This is a genomic window from Flavobacterium sp. ACN6, from assembly GCF_002304005.1.
Taxonomy (GTDB): domain Bacteria; phylum Bacteroidota; class Bacteroidia; order Flavobacteriales; family Flavobacteriaceae; genus Flavobacterium.
Genome location: NZ_MRCQ01000013.1, coordinates 1 through 16,018, shown reverse-complemented (window position 1 = coordinate 16,018; position 16,018 = coordinate 1). Strand labels below are relative to the sequence as shown.

13 protein-coding genes are annotated in these 16,018 nt (G+C 35.0%); 5 read left to right on the top strand and 8 right to left on the bottom strand.

Annotation, left to right across the window (positions count from 1 at the left end; genetic code table 11):
- Nucleotides 1–46 precede the first annotated feature (46 nt).
- Nucleotides 47–1,846 (top strand): glycoside hydrolase family 2 protein, encoded by a 1,800-nt coding sequence (locus tag BSF42_RS17755; protein WP_095954441.1) that lies wholly within the window; start codon nt 47–49, stop codon nt 1,844–1,846.
- Between the two features lie 218 nt (nt 1,847–2,064).
- Entirely contained in the window at nt 2,065–2,628 is a 564-nt protein-coding gene (locus BSF42_RS17750) for a DUF2911 domain-containing protein (RefSeq protein WP_095954440.1), read from the top strand.
- 215 nt (nt 2,629–2,843) lie between these two features.
- Here the strand turns inward: BSF42_RS17750 and BSF42_RS17745 are convergent, their stop codons facing one another.
- The 3 genes from BSF42_RS17745 to BSF42_RS17735 are packed head-to-tail and all read right to left on the bottom strand — an operon-like array spanning nt 2,844 to nt 6,672.
- The gene (locus tag BSF42_RS17745) at nt 2,844–5,048 is read right to left on the bottom strand and encodes a xanthine dehydrogenase family protein molybdopterin-binding subunit (RefSeq protein ID WP_095954439.1); all 2,205 of its coding nucleotides are present in this window, start codon (nt 5,046–5,048) and stop codon (nt 2,844–2,846) included.
- A gap of 8 nt (nt 5,049–5,056) precedes the next feature.
- Nucleotides 5,057–6,037, bottom strand: a complete 981-nt coding sequence (locus tag BSF42_RS17740) for a xanthine dehydrogenase family protein subunit M (RefSeq protein ID WP_095954438.1) — start codon at nt 6,035–6,037, stop codon at nt 5,057–5,059.
- Nucleotides 6,034–6,672, bottom strand: a complete 639-nt coding sequence (locus BSF42_RS17735; protein ID WP_095954437.1) for a 2Fe-2S iron-sulfur cluster-binding protein — start codon at nt 6,670–6,672, stop codon at nt 6,034–6,036. The genes BSF42_RS17740 and BSF42_RS17735 overlap by 4 nt, the downstream gene beginning before the upstream one ends.
- A gap of 325 nt (nt 6,673–6,997) precedes the next feature.
- Here BSF42_RS17735 and BSF42_RS17730 point away from each other — a divergent pair, with 325 nt between their 5' ends.
- Nucleotides 6,998–8,149 carry a cysteine desulfurase family protein gene (locus BSF42_RS17730; RefSeq protein ID WP_095954436.1) on the top strand — a complete coding sequence of 384 codons (1,152 nt, stop codon included), beginning with the start codon at nt 6,998–7,000 and terminating at the stop codon, nt 8,147–8,149.
- A 383-nt stretch (nt 8,150–8,532) separates the two neighbouring features.
- Here the strand turns inward: BSF42_RS17730 and BSF42_RS17725 are convergent, their stop codons facing one another.
- The 3 genes from BSF42_RS17725 to BSF42_RS17715 form a co-directional block, all read right to left on the bottom strand.
- On the bottom strand, nt 8,533–9,135 hold the full coding sequence (locus tag BSF42_RS17725) for an NTP transferase domain-containing protein (RefSeq protein ID WP_095954435.1): 603 nt from the start codon (nt 9,133–9,135) through the stop codon (nt 8,533–8,535).
- Nucleotides 9,125–10,249: an XdhC family protein gene (locus tag BSF42_RS17720; protein WP_095954434.1), complete on the bottom strand. Its 1,125-nt coding sequence runs from the start codon at nt 10,247–10,249 to the stop codon at nt 9,125–9,127. Before BSF42_RS17720 ends, BSF42_RS17725 begins: the two co-directional genes overlap by 11 nt.
- Nucleotides 10,250–10,335: 86 nt before the next feature.
- Nucleotides 10,336–11,079, bottom strand: a complete 744-nt coding sequence (locus BSF42_RS17715) for a response regulator transcription factor (protein ID WP_253251104.1) — start codon at nt 11,077–11,079, stop codon at nt 10,336–10,338.
- A 135-nt stretch (nt 11,080–11,214) separates the two neighbouring features.
- On the opposite strand from BSF42_RS17715, the gene BSF42_RS17710 reads away from it, so the two are divergent.
- Together BSF42_RS17710 and BSF42_RS17705 are read left to right on the top strand one after the other, a co-directional pair.
- A complete protein-coding gene (locus BSF42_RS17710) occupies nt 11,215–11,961 on the top strand; it encodes a DUF1349 domain-containing protein (RefSeq protein WP_095954432.1) in 747 nt (248 codons plus the stop codon).
- Nucleotides 11,962–12,118: 157 nt separating this feature from the next.
- Nucleotides 12,119–12,451 carry a YegP family protein gene (locus BSF42_RS17705; RefSeq protein ID WP_095954431.1) on the top strand — a complete coding sequence of 111 codons (333 nt, stop codon included), beginning with the start codon at nt 12,119–12,121 and terminating at the stop codon, nt 12,449–12,451.
- Between the two features lie 76 nt (nt 12,452–12,527).
- Here the strand turns inward: BSF42_RS17705 and BSF42_RS17700 are convergent, their stop codons facing one another.
- Together BSF42_RS17700 and BSF42_RS22530 are read right to left on the bottom strand one after the other, a co-directional pair.
- The gene (locus BSF42_RS17700; RefSeq protein WP_095954430.1) at nt 12,528–13,778 is read right to left on the bottom strand and encodes a gliding motility-associated C-terminal domain-containing protein; all 1,251 of its coding nucleotides are present in this window, start codon (nt 13,776–13,778) and stop codon (nt 12,528–12,530) included.
- A 45-nt stretch (nt 13,779–13,823) separates the two neighbouring features.
- The coding region (locus BSF42_RS22530; RefSeq protein WP_216360290.1) for a hypothetical protein at nt 13,824–16,018 on the bottom strand (2,195 nt) is incomplete at its 5' end.

The following is a 16,018-nucleotide window of genomic DNA, read 5'->3' as shown; positions in this document are numbered from 1 at the left end:
TAAAAAACTTTAAAATACAGCACAAAAATTAAAATGAAAAATTAAAATGAAAAAAGTCCTAACATTCTTATTCCTAACATCCTTCGTAATTGGACAAGCGCAAAGTTTACTATCAAACGTTCCAAACCGAAATACAACTTCGTTAAACGGTGTTTGGAATTACATTATCGATCCGTATCAAACGGGTTTTTACAGCTTTCACCTTGATCAATACGACAAACAGGAAAAACCAGCAAAAGGCGCATTTTTCAATAATTATCATGCGGAAAACAAACAGGAATTGGTAGAATATGATTTTGATAAATCACCTCAAATTAATATTCCAGGCGATTGGAATTCTCAGGTTCCTGAACTGAAATATTACGAAGGAAATGTCTGGTTCAAAAAGTCTTTTGATTATAATTTGGGAGCGAATAAACGCCTTTTCGTTTATTTGGGAGCCGTAAATTACAAAGCCGATGTCTATTTGAACGGCAAAAAACTAGGAACTCATATTGGAGGTTTTACACCTTTTAATTACGAAATTACTTCTATTGTAAAAACAAAAGATAATTATTTGGTCATTAAAGTAGATAATACGCGCCATAAAGAAGATGTTCCTACAATCAATACCGATTGGTGGAATTATGGAGGTATAACACGTGATGTGACTTTAATTGAAGAAGAAAATTCATTTGTTGAAGATTACAATATACAGCTTAAAAAGAACAATTATTCTGTTATTTCTGGGTTTATCAAAATCAACAATTTCAATCTGGCACAAAATCAGGTTTCAGTTTCCATTCCAGAATTAAAAATTAATTACAAAGGAAAAATTGGCGCTGAAGGTATTTTAAATTTTGAAATTCCAGCAAAAAAAATATCATACTGGTCGCCTGAAAATCCGAAATTATATGAGGTTACAATTGATTTTAACGGAAAGAAATTAAATGATAAAATTGGTTTTAGAACCATTGAAACAAAAGAAGATAAAATTCTATTAAACGGAAAACCAATATTTTTACGAGGCATTTCCATTCATGAAGAAAATTCAAAAGGCGGACGAGCTAATTCTGAAGAAGATGCTTTACGCTTATTGAATTGGGCAAAAGAATTGGGTTGTAATTATGTTCGCCTGGCGCATTATCCGCATAACGAAAACATGGTTCGCATGGCTGATAAAATGGGCTTAATGGTTTGGGAAGAAATTCCGGTTTACTGGACGGTTGAATTTACCAATAAAGAAACATATAAAAATGCAGAAGATCAATTAACAGCGGCAATTACAAGAGATAAAAACAGGGCAAGTATTGTGATTTGGTCGATGGCAAATGAAACTCCAATTTCTGACGCTAGAAATACTTTTATCACGAATTTAGTAACTCATACAAAATCATTGGATAATACAAGATTAATCAGTGCGGCTCTGTTAACGCATAATGGAATGATTGATGATGAAATTGGTAAATCACTTGATATTATTGCTTTCAACCAATATTTAGGCTGGTACGGCGGCAATTTGGAAAATGCTGAAAAAACGTTTTGGAATACGCCATATAATAAACCTGTTGTTGTTTCTGAATTTGGCGGAGATGCAAAAGCAGGCTTTCATGGAGAGAAAGACGAGCGCTGGACAGAAGAATATCAGGAATATTTATACATTCAGAATTTGAAAATGATAGAAAAAATTCCGCATTTAAGCGGATTAAGCCCGTGGATTTTAGTCGATTTTAGATCTCCTAAACGACTTCTTCCAGGCATTCAGGATGGTTACAACCGTAAAGGTCTAATTTCAAATGATGGTGAAAAGAAGAAAGCTTTTTATATTATGCAGAATTGGTACGAAAAAAAGAAAAATGAATATTAAACACAAAGTTTATTTGTAGAGACGCACTGCAGTGCGTCTACGCAACTATTATCCGCAATGTGTTAGACGCACTGCAGTGCGTCTCTACAGAAAATTGAACGAAAATAAAATTATATTGTCAAATCTGTTATCAATTCATTAACAAAAAACAAACTGTAATTATATGATTTTTCTTCATTATTAACTTACTTTGTAGTAATTCTAAAAATTGTAATCCTATGAAAAAATTTAGTTTATTGGCAGTTACTTTGTTCGCTGCTTTTACCGTTCAAGCCCAGGACGTAGTAAAATTTGCTCCGCTTGATGCAAGTCCGGTTGATATTTCTTATTTCCCAAACAAAGCTGTTAAATTCAAAAAAACAGATAATCCAAATCCAGTTGTAAAGGTTACTTACGCAAGACCTTCTGCAAAAGGACGTACGATTTTTGGTGACATCGTGAAGTTTGGAGAAGTTTGGAGAGTTGGTGCTAACGAAAATACAGAAATCAAATTCTACAAAGCGGTAACAATTGGCGGTAAAAATATTCCAGCTGGATACTATAGTTTATTTGCTATTCCTGAAAAAGATAAATGGACGATTATTATCAATAAAGAATTGGATTTATGGGGTGGCTATGCTTACGATGAAAGTAAAGATATTGTAAGAGTTTCTGTTCCTGTTAAAGCAGTTTCTACTCCTATAGAAGCTTTATCAATCGCTTTTACAACTCAAGGTTCTGTAACAAATCTTGTTATTGGATGGGATAAAACGACAGTTGAATTGCCAATTACGATTAAATAAGTTTTAATGATATATGCCACGAAGGCACAAAGTCGCAAAGTTTTTTAAGCTTTGCGATTTTTTTTATTTAACAGCAAAGAGCAGATTTACGCAAGATCTCAAAGCTTTATCACGCAAAAAAACTTTATCTCTCGTCTATTTTGCAAGATATCTTCATAACAAAAAAATCCCTTTAAAATCTTATTTTTAAAGGGATTTTTGTAATTGTTTTATTCCTAAACCTTAACGGTTTCTATAATTTTATCCAGCGTAATTGGTAAATCTCGTACACGTTTTCCGGTTGCATTGAAAACCGCATTTGCAATTGCGGGTGCCATTCCAACCAAAGCTGTTTCTCCTAATCCTTTTGTTCCCATCGGGTTGCTGATTGGATCTTTTTTATTAACGAAGAAAACTTCTTGTTTTTCAATATCCGCATTTACGGGAACATGATAATCAGCAAAATTGTTGTTTATCGGACGGCCGAAACGATGATCGATTTCTAAAGCTTCCATTAATCCCATTCCCATTCCGCCTACAGCACCGCCGTACATTTGTCCAGCAGATGTTTTTTGGTTGATAACCGTTCCAATATCTGCACAGGAAACCACATGCGCCAGTCTTATTTTTCCCAAATTCGGATTCACTAATACTTTTACAAAGTGAACTGAAAACGAATAAATCGAATATTTCTTAGCTTCTTCGGTTCCTTTTGATAAATTTTCTACTTCTAATCCGTCTAATTTATTTGTGCTAAATAAAGAAGTCAAAGTGAGGGTTTTGGATTTGTCTTTTTTAGAAGATATCAATCCATTCGAAAAAGATAAATCTGTAATCGCAGTTCCTTTAAATGCAGGATTTTCTACAGCTAAACCTAATAGTTTACTTATTAGCAAATTACAAGAATCATGAACCGCAGAACCTACAGATGAAGTTGTTGCCGATCCTCCCTGTGTTGGCCCTTTTGGTAAGCCGCTTTTTCCCATTTCGATAATAACATTTTCTGATGGGATTCCAGTTATTTCGGCACCAATTGCTGTCATCATAGTTGCTGTTCCGGGACCCATGTCATTTACACTGCATTGCAGTACTAAATTCCCATCGGACAAAAATTTAGCTTTTACAGAAGTTGGATTTCTATAAGAACCAAAAGTTCCCGTTCCCATTCCGTAGCCCACAAGCCACTCGCCTTCTTTAACTGATCCTGGTTTATTTTTACGGTTTTTCCAGCCAATGCGTTCCATGCCGCCTTCGTAACATTCTAAAAGATATTTACTGCTCCACGGTTTATTTTGTTCCAGATCTTTTTCGGCATAATTTAATTTTCGAAACTCAATCGGATCCATATTTAATTTATGCGCCAATTCATCCATAGCCGATTCTAAGGCAAAAGAACCTGTCGCTTCACCTGGACCACGCATCCAAATTGGTGTACAAGTATCTAGAGGAACAATTCTGTAACGTGTTGAAACATTGGCACAATCATAAATAAATCGTGACATGTTTACGGTTCCTTCCATGAAATCTTCATAGCTGGAAGTCATTGCAACGGCTTCATGCGTTAAACCCGTTAATTTTCCAGCTTTTGTAGCGCCTAGACCCATTTTCTGAATCGTGTAAGGTCTAAAGCCAACGTTTGTAAACATCTGCTCGCGATGCAAAACTAATTTTACAGGTTTATTCAATTTCTTTGCACCAATTAAAGCTGCAATTTCATACGGCCAAGTGTGCAATCCCATTCCAAATGCACCACCAAGATATTCGGAGTGAACCTCAACATCTTCAATTGGCACTCCAAAAACTCCGGCAACACTTTTACGCGTTCCTTCGACACCTTGACTTTTGGTATATAAAGTCGGTTTATTTCCGTCCCATTTTGCTATAATATTTGCAAGTTCCATTGGGTTATGAACTTCAGTCGGAATAGTATATTCGGCTTCTAAAACTACTTCTGCATTTTTATAACCGTCATGTTCCCCGCGATGGTAATCATTTCCTTTATCAGTCTCAACTTTTTTCTCTTTATCTGCTGCTTTTTTAAGTTCAGTCGAATGTTCTTCTTTTAAATAATCGGCTTTAATTAAACTTGCCGCATATTGCATTCTCTCGAAAGTATCAGCAATAACCAATGCAATTGGCTGATCATAATACAATACCGAATCATCTTTAAAAATCTGCAGCGGCTGACCAAAATTATTTTTGTCTTTTGCTTTTTGATACCCAGCAGGTTTATCTACATTTAAATGCGTAATGACAGCCAAAACTCCCGGCGCCCATTCTGCTTTTTTAGTATCAATGGTTTTGATTCTTCCTTTGGCAATTGTACTTCCAACCAAACAGGCATATACAACTCCAGGCATTTTGTATTCGGCAGAATATGTTGCAGAACCTGTTACTTTAGCAAATCCGTCAACTCTATTAATATTACTTGTCTTGCTCATAATTCTAATTATTTTGATGCTGCTATTGTAAGTGCTTCTGTTATGGCATTGGCTCCAAGTGTCAATTTAAAATCATTGTCACCGTATCCTCTTGCGTCTCTCATCGATAAATGTGCTGCTTGTTTGAATAATTCTTCTGAAATTGTTTTTCCTTTCAGAAATTCTTCAGCCTCAGTTAATCGCCATGGTTTATGTGCCACACCGCCCATAGCAAGTCTGACATCATTGATCTTATTATTTTTCAAATCTAAAGCCACAGCAATAGAAACCAATGCAAATGCATAACTGCTTCTATCTCGGACTTTTAGATAATGTACATTTTTAGTAAAATTATTATCCGGAATTTCAACTGAAGTAATTAATTCTTTATTTTCTAGAGTATTGTCTTTTTCTGGTGTATTCCCTGGAAGACGATGAAAATCGGTAAATTTAATTTGTCGTTTTCCTTTTGGTCCTTCCACCAAAACAGTGGCATCTAATGCGGCAAGCGCCACACACATATCACTTGGGTGAACTGCAATGCAGCTTTCTGAAGCTCCAAAAACAGCGTGCATTCTATTTGCTCCTCCAATAGCTCCGCAGCCACTTTTCGGAACGCGTTTATTGCAGGGCATATCGGTGTTGTAGAAATAAGAACAACGTGTTCGCTGGAGCATATTACCTCCAACCGTTGCCATATGTCGTATTTGCTGCGATGCTCCGGCCGCTAAAGCCAAAGCCAGCAAAGGATGTTTTTCTTTGATGGATGCATCTTCGGCAACCTGACTATTTTTTGCCAATGCACCTATCGAAACTTTTCCTTTTAAAAATTCAATTTGTTTTAAATCCAAAGCCGTAATATCGACCAATTTATCTGGAGCGACCACATTCTTTTTCATTAAATCCACCAAGTTTGTGCCACCGGCAATAAACATGGCATCACTTTCTTTTTTTATATTTGAAACAGCAGAAGATGCTGATAAAGCTCTAATTATCTGAAAGTTTTTCATAATTCCTTTCCTCCTTCCTTAACTTCTGTTATAGCATCAACAATATTGTGATACGCACCGCATCTGCAAATGTTACCGCTCATATATTCACTTATTTCTTCTCTGCTGTTAGCATGTCCTTCTTTTATGCAGGCTATTCCAGACATGATTTGTCCTGGAGTACAATAGCCGCACTGGAAACCATCATGTTTGATAAAAGCCTCCTGCATTGGGTGAAGTTTTTTTCCATTTGAAAGTCCTTCAATTGTGGTAACCTGCGCATTTTGTTGCATGGATGCCAAAGATAAGCATGACAAAATTCTAGTTCCGTTTACGTGAACTGTACAAGCACCACACTGACCGTGGTCACAGCCTTTTTTAGTTCCAGTAAGTTGCAATTGCTCTCTTAACAAATCCAATAAAGTGGTTCTGGGTTCGATGTTAAGATTGTGCTTTTTACCATTTACTTCAATAGAAAGCGGTACTGTCTCTAAATATTCCGCTATTTTTTCGTCCCATTTATTCTCGGATGCCATTACCAATGACGGCGGTGTCAAAGCGAGAGCGGTAAAAAGTCCTGATTTTTTTATAAAGTCACGGCGGGAATTTGAGTCTTCCGGAGATACTTTATTCGGATTTGTTTTCTTAGAAGCCATTCAGTCTATCTTTTAAATTAGCAAAATCACTTGGGGATTCTAACAAATTTAACCATCTTAATTCACAAAAAGTTATAAAATTCAAACATGATCGTTATTTAGAATTATTATGATTTCGTTGAATTTTACCGAAAAGAGTGCTAAAGTTTTTAATCTTTAGTAGTGATTAAAAACACAAAATTCGCAAAGCTTTGTCAATTACAGCTTTGTGAACTTGAGTTTATTTAAATTTCAAAATAAAAAAAACTTGCGTGCTTTGCGGTTAAGTAAATCGGATTGAGTTCTTATTTTTTTATTTGTATTTTTACTAAATCAAGTCAAAATTATGTTTCAAAATCAAAATATTTATCTGGATAATAATGCAACAACTCGCGTTGATGAAAGGGTTCTTGAAGCTATGCTTCCTTATTTTTCTGATCTTTATGCCAATTCTACAAGTCAGCACATTGCGGGATTAACCGTAAATGAAGCTGTGGAAAATGCATACTGGCAAACCGCTAATTTAATTAATGCTGATGCAGAAGAAATAACCTTTACATCGGGTGCGACAGAAGCAATTAATTTAGCAATTAAAGGTCTGGCTGATCAGGATCGAAAACATATCGTGACTGTTGCTACTGAACACAAAGCTGTACTCGAAACCTGCCAGTTTATGGAGCGCATTGGTTTTGAAATAACGTATTTACAAGTCGCTAAAGACGGACTTTTAGACCTTAATCTTTTAAATGAAGCAATAACAGATAAAACACTGGTTTTCATCGGAATGTTTTCTAATAATGAAACTGGCGTCTTACAAAATATCAGTGAGATTTCTAAAATACTTAAAGCCCAAAATGTACTTTTTCTATGTGATGCTACGCAGGCTGCTGGAAAAATTCCAATTGACGTTAAAACTTTAGGAATTGACCTTTTAGCCCTTTCTGCACATAAATTTTACGGTCCAAAAGGAATTGGGGCTTTGTATATTTCGGCGAAAGCCAAATTAAAACTGCTTCCTCAAATTACAGGCGGCGGACAGCAACGTAAATTACGTAGCGGCACTCTCAATGTTCCTGGAATAATTGGTTTAGGTAAAGCATCTGAAGTTGCTTTAAATCAATTAGAAGAAGATAAAAAAAGAATCGAACTGTTACGCAATACATTAGAAGTTGGTTTACTTCAATTTGAAGGTTCTTTTGTAAACGGAAATACAGAAAACCGAATTTATAATACTACAAATATCTGTTTTCCAAATGTAAATTCAGAGCATCTAATTATGGCTTTGGGGAATATTTCGGTTTCAAATGGGGCTTCGTGCTCGGCGGTAACTTCTGAACCATCTCATGTTTTAAAAGCGATGGGATTATCGAATGAAGAGGCTTTGAGTTCAATTCGTTTTAGTCTGGGGCGTTTTACAACTTTGGAGGAAATTGAGATCGCTGTAGACCGGGTTTTGGCTTTGGCTGGTGAATTTGCCACAAAGGCGCTAGGGCACTAAGTTTTTATTTTGTTTTTACGAATAATCTCGCAAAGACACCGTCCCGATGCTTCGGGAGCAATTTTTTTATTTTTTGCAATTATGGTATAAAACTTTAATCCGTAGTAAGATATCGCCCCAATGGGGCTTAGAAATAAAAATCTTAATCTATTCTATAAATATTACACTCCTAAAGGAGTTTGCTACCAAAGCTTGAAAAAGCTTTATTTAATAATTTAAAAAAGAGTTTACCAAGCCCTAGGAGGGCGTTATATTTATAGAAACAAAAATAGCCAAAGTTAAATAGCTCCAGCGGAGCGAAATATAAAAATATTTGAACCTCTGCACACCTTTGCTCCTCTGTCCCTTTGTCCCTCTAAACCTTAAACCTTAAAATCAAGAAATCAAGAAATCAACGTAGTATAATCTTCTTCCGTATCAATATCAATATTGCCTTTTGCAAAAGGAACTGAAACTGTATCTTCTAAATATTTTTTAATGATTTTTTTCGCTCCTTCCTGCCCTTTCAAATCCAACAATTCATTGAAATATTTTTTATGAAATAAAACCGGAGTTCCTAAGGTTTCAGAATAAGCTGAAGTGACAATTCCTTTTTGGGTTTTATGATATTCGCTTATAAGATTTTCAAATATTGAACTCGTAACAAAAGGCTGGTCACAAACTGCTAGAATACAATTTTCAGAATCTGAGTTTAAATGCAATATTTCTTTTAATCCTTTTACGATTGAAGATGACATTCCAGTTTCCCAATCTTCATTAAAACATAATGTAATTGCAGCAGAATCAAGGTCCTTTTCGATGTTTTGATTGTTTGCACCTGTTACGACTATTACAAATGAATTTGGAACATTTAGAGCTTCTGAAATCGTGTTTTTTAAAAGTGTAGATTCTTTATATTCTAACAACTGTTTTGGTCTGCCAAGTCGTGATGAATTTCCTGCAGCTAAAATGACAATTCCTGTTTTATCATGAAATTTATTTTTCATACTCGATTTCGTCGTGAATTTTTCCCGCTTTATATTTTAAAGAAGTACCAAATCTTTCGGTAGAAAATGCTTTAATTTCAGACACAATTGAAAGTGCAATTTCTTCTGCTGTTTCGGCACCAACATCTAATCCTACTGGGCTGTAAATTCTTTTCAGCTGTTCTTCATTTACATAAACCCCTTCCTTTTCCAGATCACCGATCATTCGATTTAGTTTTGATTTTGGGCCTAAAATTCCAATATATTGACAATTTGTTTCTAAGAGTAATTTTAGAACTCCCAAATCGTATTTGTAATTGTGCGTCATCAAAACAAAATAGGTTTGATTATCTACTGTAATATTTTCTAAAAATTGTTCGGATTTTGCAGTAAACACCTGATCTGCTTTAGGAAAGCGCTTTATTGATGAATGGGCAATTCGGCCTTCACCAACAGTAATTTTCCACCCTAAAATGGATGCCATTTGTACTAAAGGCTGTACATCATTTCCTGCACCTGCAATAACGAGCGAAATTGGCGGTTTTATATATTCGATTAAAGCTTCATTATCATTTTCCTGCTGCAGTTTTTTTACGACAGATATTTTGGTTTCAAGAACTTCTTTTAACTCCGAAACTAAACTCAAAACTTCGTTGTTATGATTTAAAATCGGACTATCTTTTCTAAAAAACAATGTTGTTCCTATCTGAAAAGCATTTCTTTTTAGGGAAAAAACGGTAACTATTACGGCTTCTTTTCTTTCTAATTCTAATTGCTGTAAAAGCTGAATTGGATTATGCTCAACGGCATCTTCAATAAATTCAAACAGAATATGTACAATTCCGTTGCATCCAAGCTGTAAACCGACTTCGGCATCATCTTCATTACTGGTATTGTAAGTAATTAGTTTATTTTGCTTTTGATGGATAGAAAGAAGTGCTTTTCGAAGTGCATCTCCTTCCAGACAGCCTCCGCTGATAGCGCCTGTAAGTTCACCATCTTCAGTTACAAGCATGCGTGCGCCAGGCTGCCGATAAGATGATCCTTCAACTTTAACGACTGTGGCCAAAGCTGTTTTTTTTCCTGATAATTTTGCCTTTGAATATGCTTTAAGTATTTGGTTGATTTCTTTCATAAATAATTTGCATCAACAAAATTGGCGTTGATGTATTTTGTGTAATCTATTATAAAAATACAAATTAATAAAAAGAGATCACGTATTTAAATGGATATAATTCCCATGACAAAAGCAGTTTGAACTGCTTCTGCTGTATTGGTAACTTTTAGTTTTTCTATAATATTCTGTCTGTGGCGTCTAACGGTATAAACTGAAATATTCATTTCGCCGGCAATTTGTTCGCTTTTATTTCCTTTTGCTACGCTATTTAGTACTTCTAGTTCTCTTTTTGAAAGTATATTTTCTGCATGCTTTTTATATTTATCGGATTCAATTACTTCACCTGTTTGGATATTGATAATTTTGCCATCGATACCAGTTCGAGGCTGTAAATCTGTAGATGGCAGATACAGACATAACGCCAGAGAAATACTTCCGTTGCTAAAGGTTTTGAGATAAATTGTACGATGATTTATATACGTACTTTTTTCAGGTGAATCTCGCATTCTAAGACGACTGGAAGTACTGTAATTGCTATATTCTTCTGTAGGAATTTCTTTTAAGAATTGATAAAAATGAAGTTCTAATGCATGACGTTCGACCAAATCATCTGGATTGATTTTGGTAAAAATGCATTCTTCAAAAGCAGAATCAATTTCTGAATTTTCATTTGGAAGTCCAAAAACAGACCCAAAACTTCCTGCATAAATATAACTGCAGTCCGATCGAAAATCAGACAAAACAGCCACACATTGTTCAATCTTTACATAATTGCTTACAAACTGCCTATACATTTCTATATCATTCGATTCTCCTATTTCAAATTTTTGTTCTAAAAACGTAGTCATTAATTGATTTTCGATGGAGAGATTCTGTGGCATTTAGAAAGTATAATTGGTTAATTTTACGTATTGCCCATTTTTAAAAGCAATTCTATTTTTGGAAAACTAAAAATATCACTTTCTATCCCAAAAAAATAATTTATGAAAACATTTTTTGACAAATCAATTGTTATCCTAAGCCTATCTTTATTGATCAGCTGTAATTCTAAAAATGAAACAGCAAAAACGACGAGTGCAGCAAATTCTAAAGATTCAGCGTTTGTAAATGGTTCTCCTTGCGATATTAAATTATCAGGGATTCACTTTACAAAAGCGGTTAATGGTGCTGACACACTTATAAAAACTGAGGCAGGTGAAAAAATTGTCTTTAAAGCAGGCGAAAAATCAGATTATTTCTCAGACCCAGACGGGAAATTATCAAATACAACCGCGCCAATGCTTTTATCTAAAATAGACAACACAAAACCATTTACGCTTACAGCAAAAGTAACTCCTGAATTTAAAGCAAAGGGATTGTATAATGCTGGTGTATTATATATTTATGCGAATGATAATTTATACCAGAAGTTTTGTTTTGAACAAGACGAAAGAGGTAATCACAGAATGGTAACGGTACGCACGATGGGAACTTCTGATGATAACAATCACGATGTTGTAAAAGAGCCTTCTGTTTACATGAAAATTTCATCTGATACTAAAACTGTTGCTAGTTATTATTCTCTTGATAAGAAAAACTGGCAGATGGTGCGTCTGTATAAAAACAATTATCCAAAAGAAATCTGGACGGGAATCAGTACGCAATGTCCCGTCGATAAAGGAACTCAAAGTGTTTTTGAAGAAATCAGTCTGGAAGAAAAAAGTGTTTCTGATTTTCGTTTAGGAATATAATTAGTTTTCAGAAAAGACTCTTTTATAAATACTTATGCTATTTTTTTTATTGTTTAGGTAATGATTTTTTCAAATTAACGTATGATTTATATGACTAAGTTTTGTATTTTTATGACTATCAAAAATAAATTATTACCTAACTAAAATAAAAAACTATATGGGAAAATTTGTAATTACTAAAAGAACCAATGGGGAATTTCAATTTAATTTAAAAGCCGGCAACGGTCAGACAATTTTAACAAGTGAAGGTTATGCCTCAAAAGATGGTTGTAAAAACGGCATTGATTCTGTAAAAACAAACTCGCAGGATGAAAGTCGTTATAGCAAAGAGGAATCTAAAAGCGGAAAACCTTATTTTACTTTAAAAGCTGGAAACGGCCAGATCATTGGTTCAAGTGAAATGTATGAAAGCACTTCTGCAAGAGATAAAGGTATTGAATCGGTTAAAACCAATGCTCCAGACGCTGCAACAGATGATCAGACAACATAATTTCAAAATATAAAAAGTAAAAAACGAGACTATTTTAGTCTCGTTTTTTTTTATGCAAAATGCTAAAAAGCTCTCTCTAATTATCAATACCAATATAGAGATATCCCGTTTTTTCTATTGTTTTCGAATCTTTTACATATTTTAAAATATAAAAATAAGTTCCTGCTGGAAGACCTTCGCTTCTTTTTACTGTTCCTCGTCCATCAGAATATCCTTTAAACATAACATCGCTTTCATTATAAGACTGCGCGTCATAAACTTTTACGCCCCAGCGATTGTAAATTTCCACTCTATTATCTGGGTAATTAACTATTCCCTTTATATGAAAACTATCATTTATACCGTCTCCATTTGGAGAAAGGGCATTGAAAATTTCCAAATCTCCGGGTGGCTCTGGATTGGCTTTTTCTACTATCGCAATGGTAAAAATTCCATAACCGCTTACTTGGGTTGTGACCATTTTGGTGTAATCTGCACCAGTCAATAAATCTGTCGTTACCCCTTTTTCGTTAATCCATTTTGATGTTGTATTGTCCCAGCGAACTATAGCAAGTTCTGTATCTGCATCTTCCTGAAAAAACAAGGCTGGAGTTGTATTAGCATCTAAAGTAAGGCTTAATACAATTTTTTCGGTTCCCTGATCCTGAGTTAAGTTCCAATATTCCATTTCATCAATTGAAATAATTCCTTCTTCCTTACTCGTATACGGATAAGCAGGTCCAGCGTTTTTAAACTGATATTGTGTAGTATAAACATTTTGAGAATCGTCTGCTTTGTCGTGTATTGAGGGTCTGAAATAAACATCGTCTCCAATAGGAAATTCAAATTTTAAATTCCCCAGATTCTCTACTTTTCCATCAACAAAACTAAGGTTACTTGCATCAGAATGAAATGCATTTTCTTCAAAAACCATTTTACCATTAAAACTTTCAGCATCAACAATTCCGTTTTTAAAAGATGCATTTTTACCCACATTAATTATCGTTTTTAAATGAAACGGGGCAATTGCCGATGTATTATCAAAAACAATATTCTGAAAGTGAGCATTTTGAGAACCTTCTATTAACTGAATTTGTGTTCCTGTAAAAAAAGTTGTTCCATTTTCTGTATTTGTAAAAGTAACCAGACCATCATTTTTAAAGTTGGCATAAGCATATAATCTTCCGTCATTTAGTACATCTCCATCTGCTGTATTCTCAAAATTGAACAGCGTTGAAAAATCAGTATTATTTAAGATCGATAGATCTCCAACATTGACAGTTTGTGCCGTGAGATTCCCGATAAAAAACAGTGATGTAATACTTATTTTTATATAGATCTTCTTCATAATCTTTTAATTTATTTTTCAAAAATTTACCTGCAATTTACCCAATCATATAGTATAACTTACTACATACCAATCAACTCCATCAGACTGCAATGTAATTTTTACACTTTGTCCCCTAGGGCCTCCAAAAATACTTGTCGAGATGTATGGAAATGCTTCCGTATCTGAATAAATTACGGGTACATTAAAATTAACTACAAGAGGTGAGGTATCTGGTTTTACTAAATTAAATTGGTTGATTATTAAAATTCTGCCACTATTCAGCGGTGCATCAGGAAGTGTAATGGTAATATCATTTGTTAGATTTCTAGCTATAATTGTGTAATCATCTGGAGTAAATGCGTAATTACCCGAAATTGATCTAATTCCAGTGACTACAGCCTTAGTTTTTAAAACTCCTGTTGCATCTATGACAACCGCTAAATCGCTGCTTGAGGTACTTGGTTTTAATCCTTCAAAACGAATTGGATCCAAATTGTCGTACGTTATTACATGCAATGGATTCGTTGGCGAATAAGTGCCTATACCTATATTAGTTTCAAGAGCCCCTAGAACCAAACTATTACTTGTGTTCACACTAGCTCCAGATCCTATTGCTGTAGCATTAACTATTCCATCTGTAAATGTCGTAAAAGCCCCTAGCAGAGTAATATCTTCCCCAACTCCCATATAACCAGAATAATAACCTATGGATGTATTACGATTTCCTGTTGTATTCCCTTGAAATGCATAATTACCAAAAGCAGTATTTTGACCTCCAATAGTATTGGAATTAAGTGCATAATAACCAACTCCAGTATTTTCTGTTCCTGTGGTATTTTCTGCCATTGCAGAGAAACCTAATGCGCTATTACGTTGACCTGAATTATTATTTTCAAGCGCTGATGTTCCTACAGCAACATTATCAGCTCCGCCTGAAGAATCAACCAAAGCATTCACTCCGAAGGAAGTATTGTTAGTTTGTAGTCTTCCTGATAAAATATTATTTCTTCTAAAAACTAAATCGGCATCGTCTAGTGTTCCTAAAAATTGAAATGACGACTGAATGTTCATATTCCCATTAATGCTCCAATCATTCATGTTCAATTCTTTTGAAGGAAGTGATCTTAGTAGTCCAAATTGATCAATGACAATCACATCATCAAACGGATTTCCAAACGTCAATCCTTGAATAGATAAAGTATTTGTTGGGTCTGTTATAATTGTTGTCGGGCTTGTTAGTGTTCCTCCTAATTGCACATTTCCGTTTGTAGTTGTTAATCCATTATCTGCCGTTACTAAAATTGGAACAGCAGGAGTCGACGCGACACCGTTTACCGTTGATATTAGATTTCCATTTAGTGCTGTTAAATCATTTGTTGTAGCAGCAGAAATGACAGACGTTAAATCCAAGGCCGTACTTGCCACTCCGTTTACGGTAGAAGTCAAGCTTGATCCTGTTACCGAAATTTCATTGCTGTTTATAATTGGAGCTCCCGTACTGGCAATTCCATTTACAGTAACCGTCGCCGTATTTACTGCTGATGCGTTAGAAACACTTCCTACAGCATCTGTAGTTGAAGCTACCCCATTTACATCTGAAGTTAAAGTATTACCAGAAAGGCTTAATGTATTTGTAGTAGCTGCAGAAATGACAGACGTTAAATCCAAGGCCGTACTTGCCACTCCGTTTACGGTAGAAGTCAAGCTTGATCCTGTTACCGAAATTTCATTGCTGTTTATAATTGGAGCTCCCGTACTGGCAATTCCATTTACAGTAACCGTCGCCGTATTTACTGCTGATGCGTTAGAAACACTTCCTACAGCATCTGTAGTTGAAGCTACCCCATTTACATCTGAAGTTAAAGTATTGCCTGAGAGGCTTAATGTATTTGTAGTAGCTGCAGAAATGACAGACGTTAAATCCAAGGCCGTACTTGCCACTCCGTTTACGGTTGAAGTTAAGCTTGATCCTGTTACCGAAATTTCATTGCTGTTTATTATTGGAGCTCCCGTACTGGCAATTCCATTTACAGTAACCGTTGCTGTATTTACTGCTGATGCGTTAGAAACACTTTCAACAGCATCTGTAGTTGAAGCTACCCCATTTACATCTGAAGTTAAAGTATTGCCCGAGAGGCTTAGTGTATTGGTGGTAGCTGCAGAAATTATAGGTGCTAAATCCAAAGCAGTACTTGCCACTCCGTTTACGGTAGAAGTCAAGCTCGATCCTGTTACCGAAATTTCATTGCTGTTTATAA

Excerpts from the sequence above, each read along its gene's own strand:
- BSF42_RS17750 (WP_095954440.1), top strand. The coding sequence starts at position 2,065 with ATGAAAAAATTTAGTTTATTGGCAGTTACTTTGTTCGCTGCTTTTACC.
- BSF42_RS17710 (WP_095954432.1), top strand. The coding sequence starts at position 11,215 with ATGAAAACATTTTTTGACAAATCAATTGTTATCCTAAGCCTATCTTTA.
- BSF42_RS17740 (WP_095954438.1), bottom strand. The coding sequence starts at position 6,037 with ATGAAAAACTTTCAGATAATTAGAGCTTTATCAGCATCTTCTGCTGTT.
- BSF42_RS17705 (WP_095954431.1), top strand. The coding sequence starts at position 12,119 with ATGGGAAAATTTGTAATTACTAAAAGAACCAATGGGGAATTTCAATTT.
- BSF42_RS17720 (WP_095954434.1), bottom strand. The coding sequence starts at position 10,249 with ATGAAAGAAATCAACCAAATACTTAAAGCATATTCAAAGGCAAAATTA.
- BSF42_RS17725 (WP_095954435.1), bottom strand. The coding sequence starts at position 9,135 with ATGAAAAATAAATTTCATGATAAAACAGGAATTGTCATTTTAGCTGCA.
- BSF42_RS17755 (WP_095954441.1), top strand. The coding sequence starts at position 47 with ATGAAAAAAGTCCTAACATTCTTATTCCTAACATCCTTCGTAATTGGA.
- BSF42_RS17730 (WP_095954436.1), top strand. The coding sequence starts at position 6,998 with ATGTTTCAAAATCAAAATATTTATCTGGATAATAATGCAACAACTCGC.
- BSF42_RS17700 (WP_095954430.1), bottom strand. The coding sequence starts at position 13,778 with ATGAAGAAGATCTATATAAAAATAAGTATTACATCACTGTTTTTTATC.
- BSF42_RS17735 (WP_095954437.1), bottom strand. The coding sequence starts at position 6,672 with ATGGCTTCTAAGAAAACAAATCCGAATAAAGTATCTCCGGAAGACTCA.
- BSF42_RS17715 (WP_253251104.1), bottom strand. The coding sequence starts at position 11,079 with ATGACTACGTTTTTAGAACAAAAATTTGAAATAGGAGAATCGAATGAT.
- BSF42_RS17745 (WP_095954439.1), bottom strand. The coding sequence starts at position 5,048 with ATGAGCAAGACAAGTAATATTAATAGAGTTGACGGATTTGCTAAAGTA.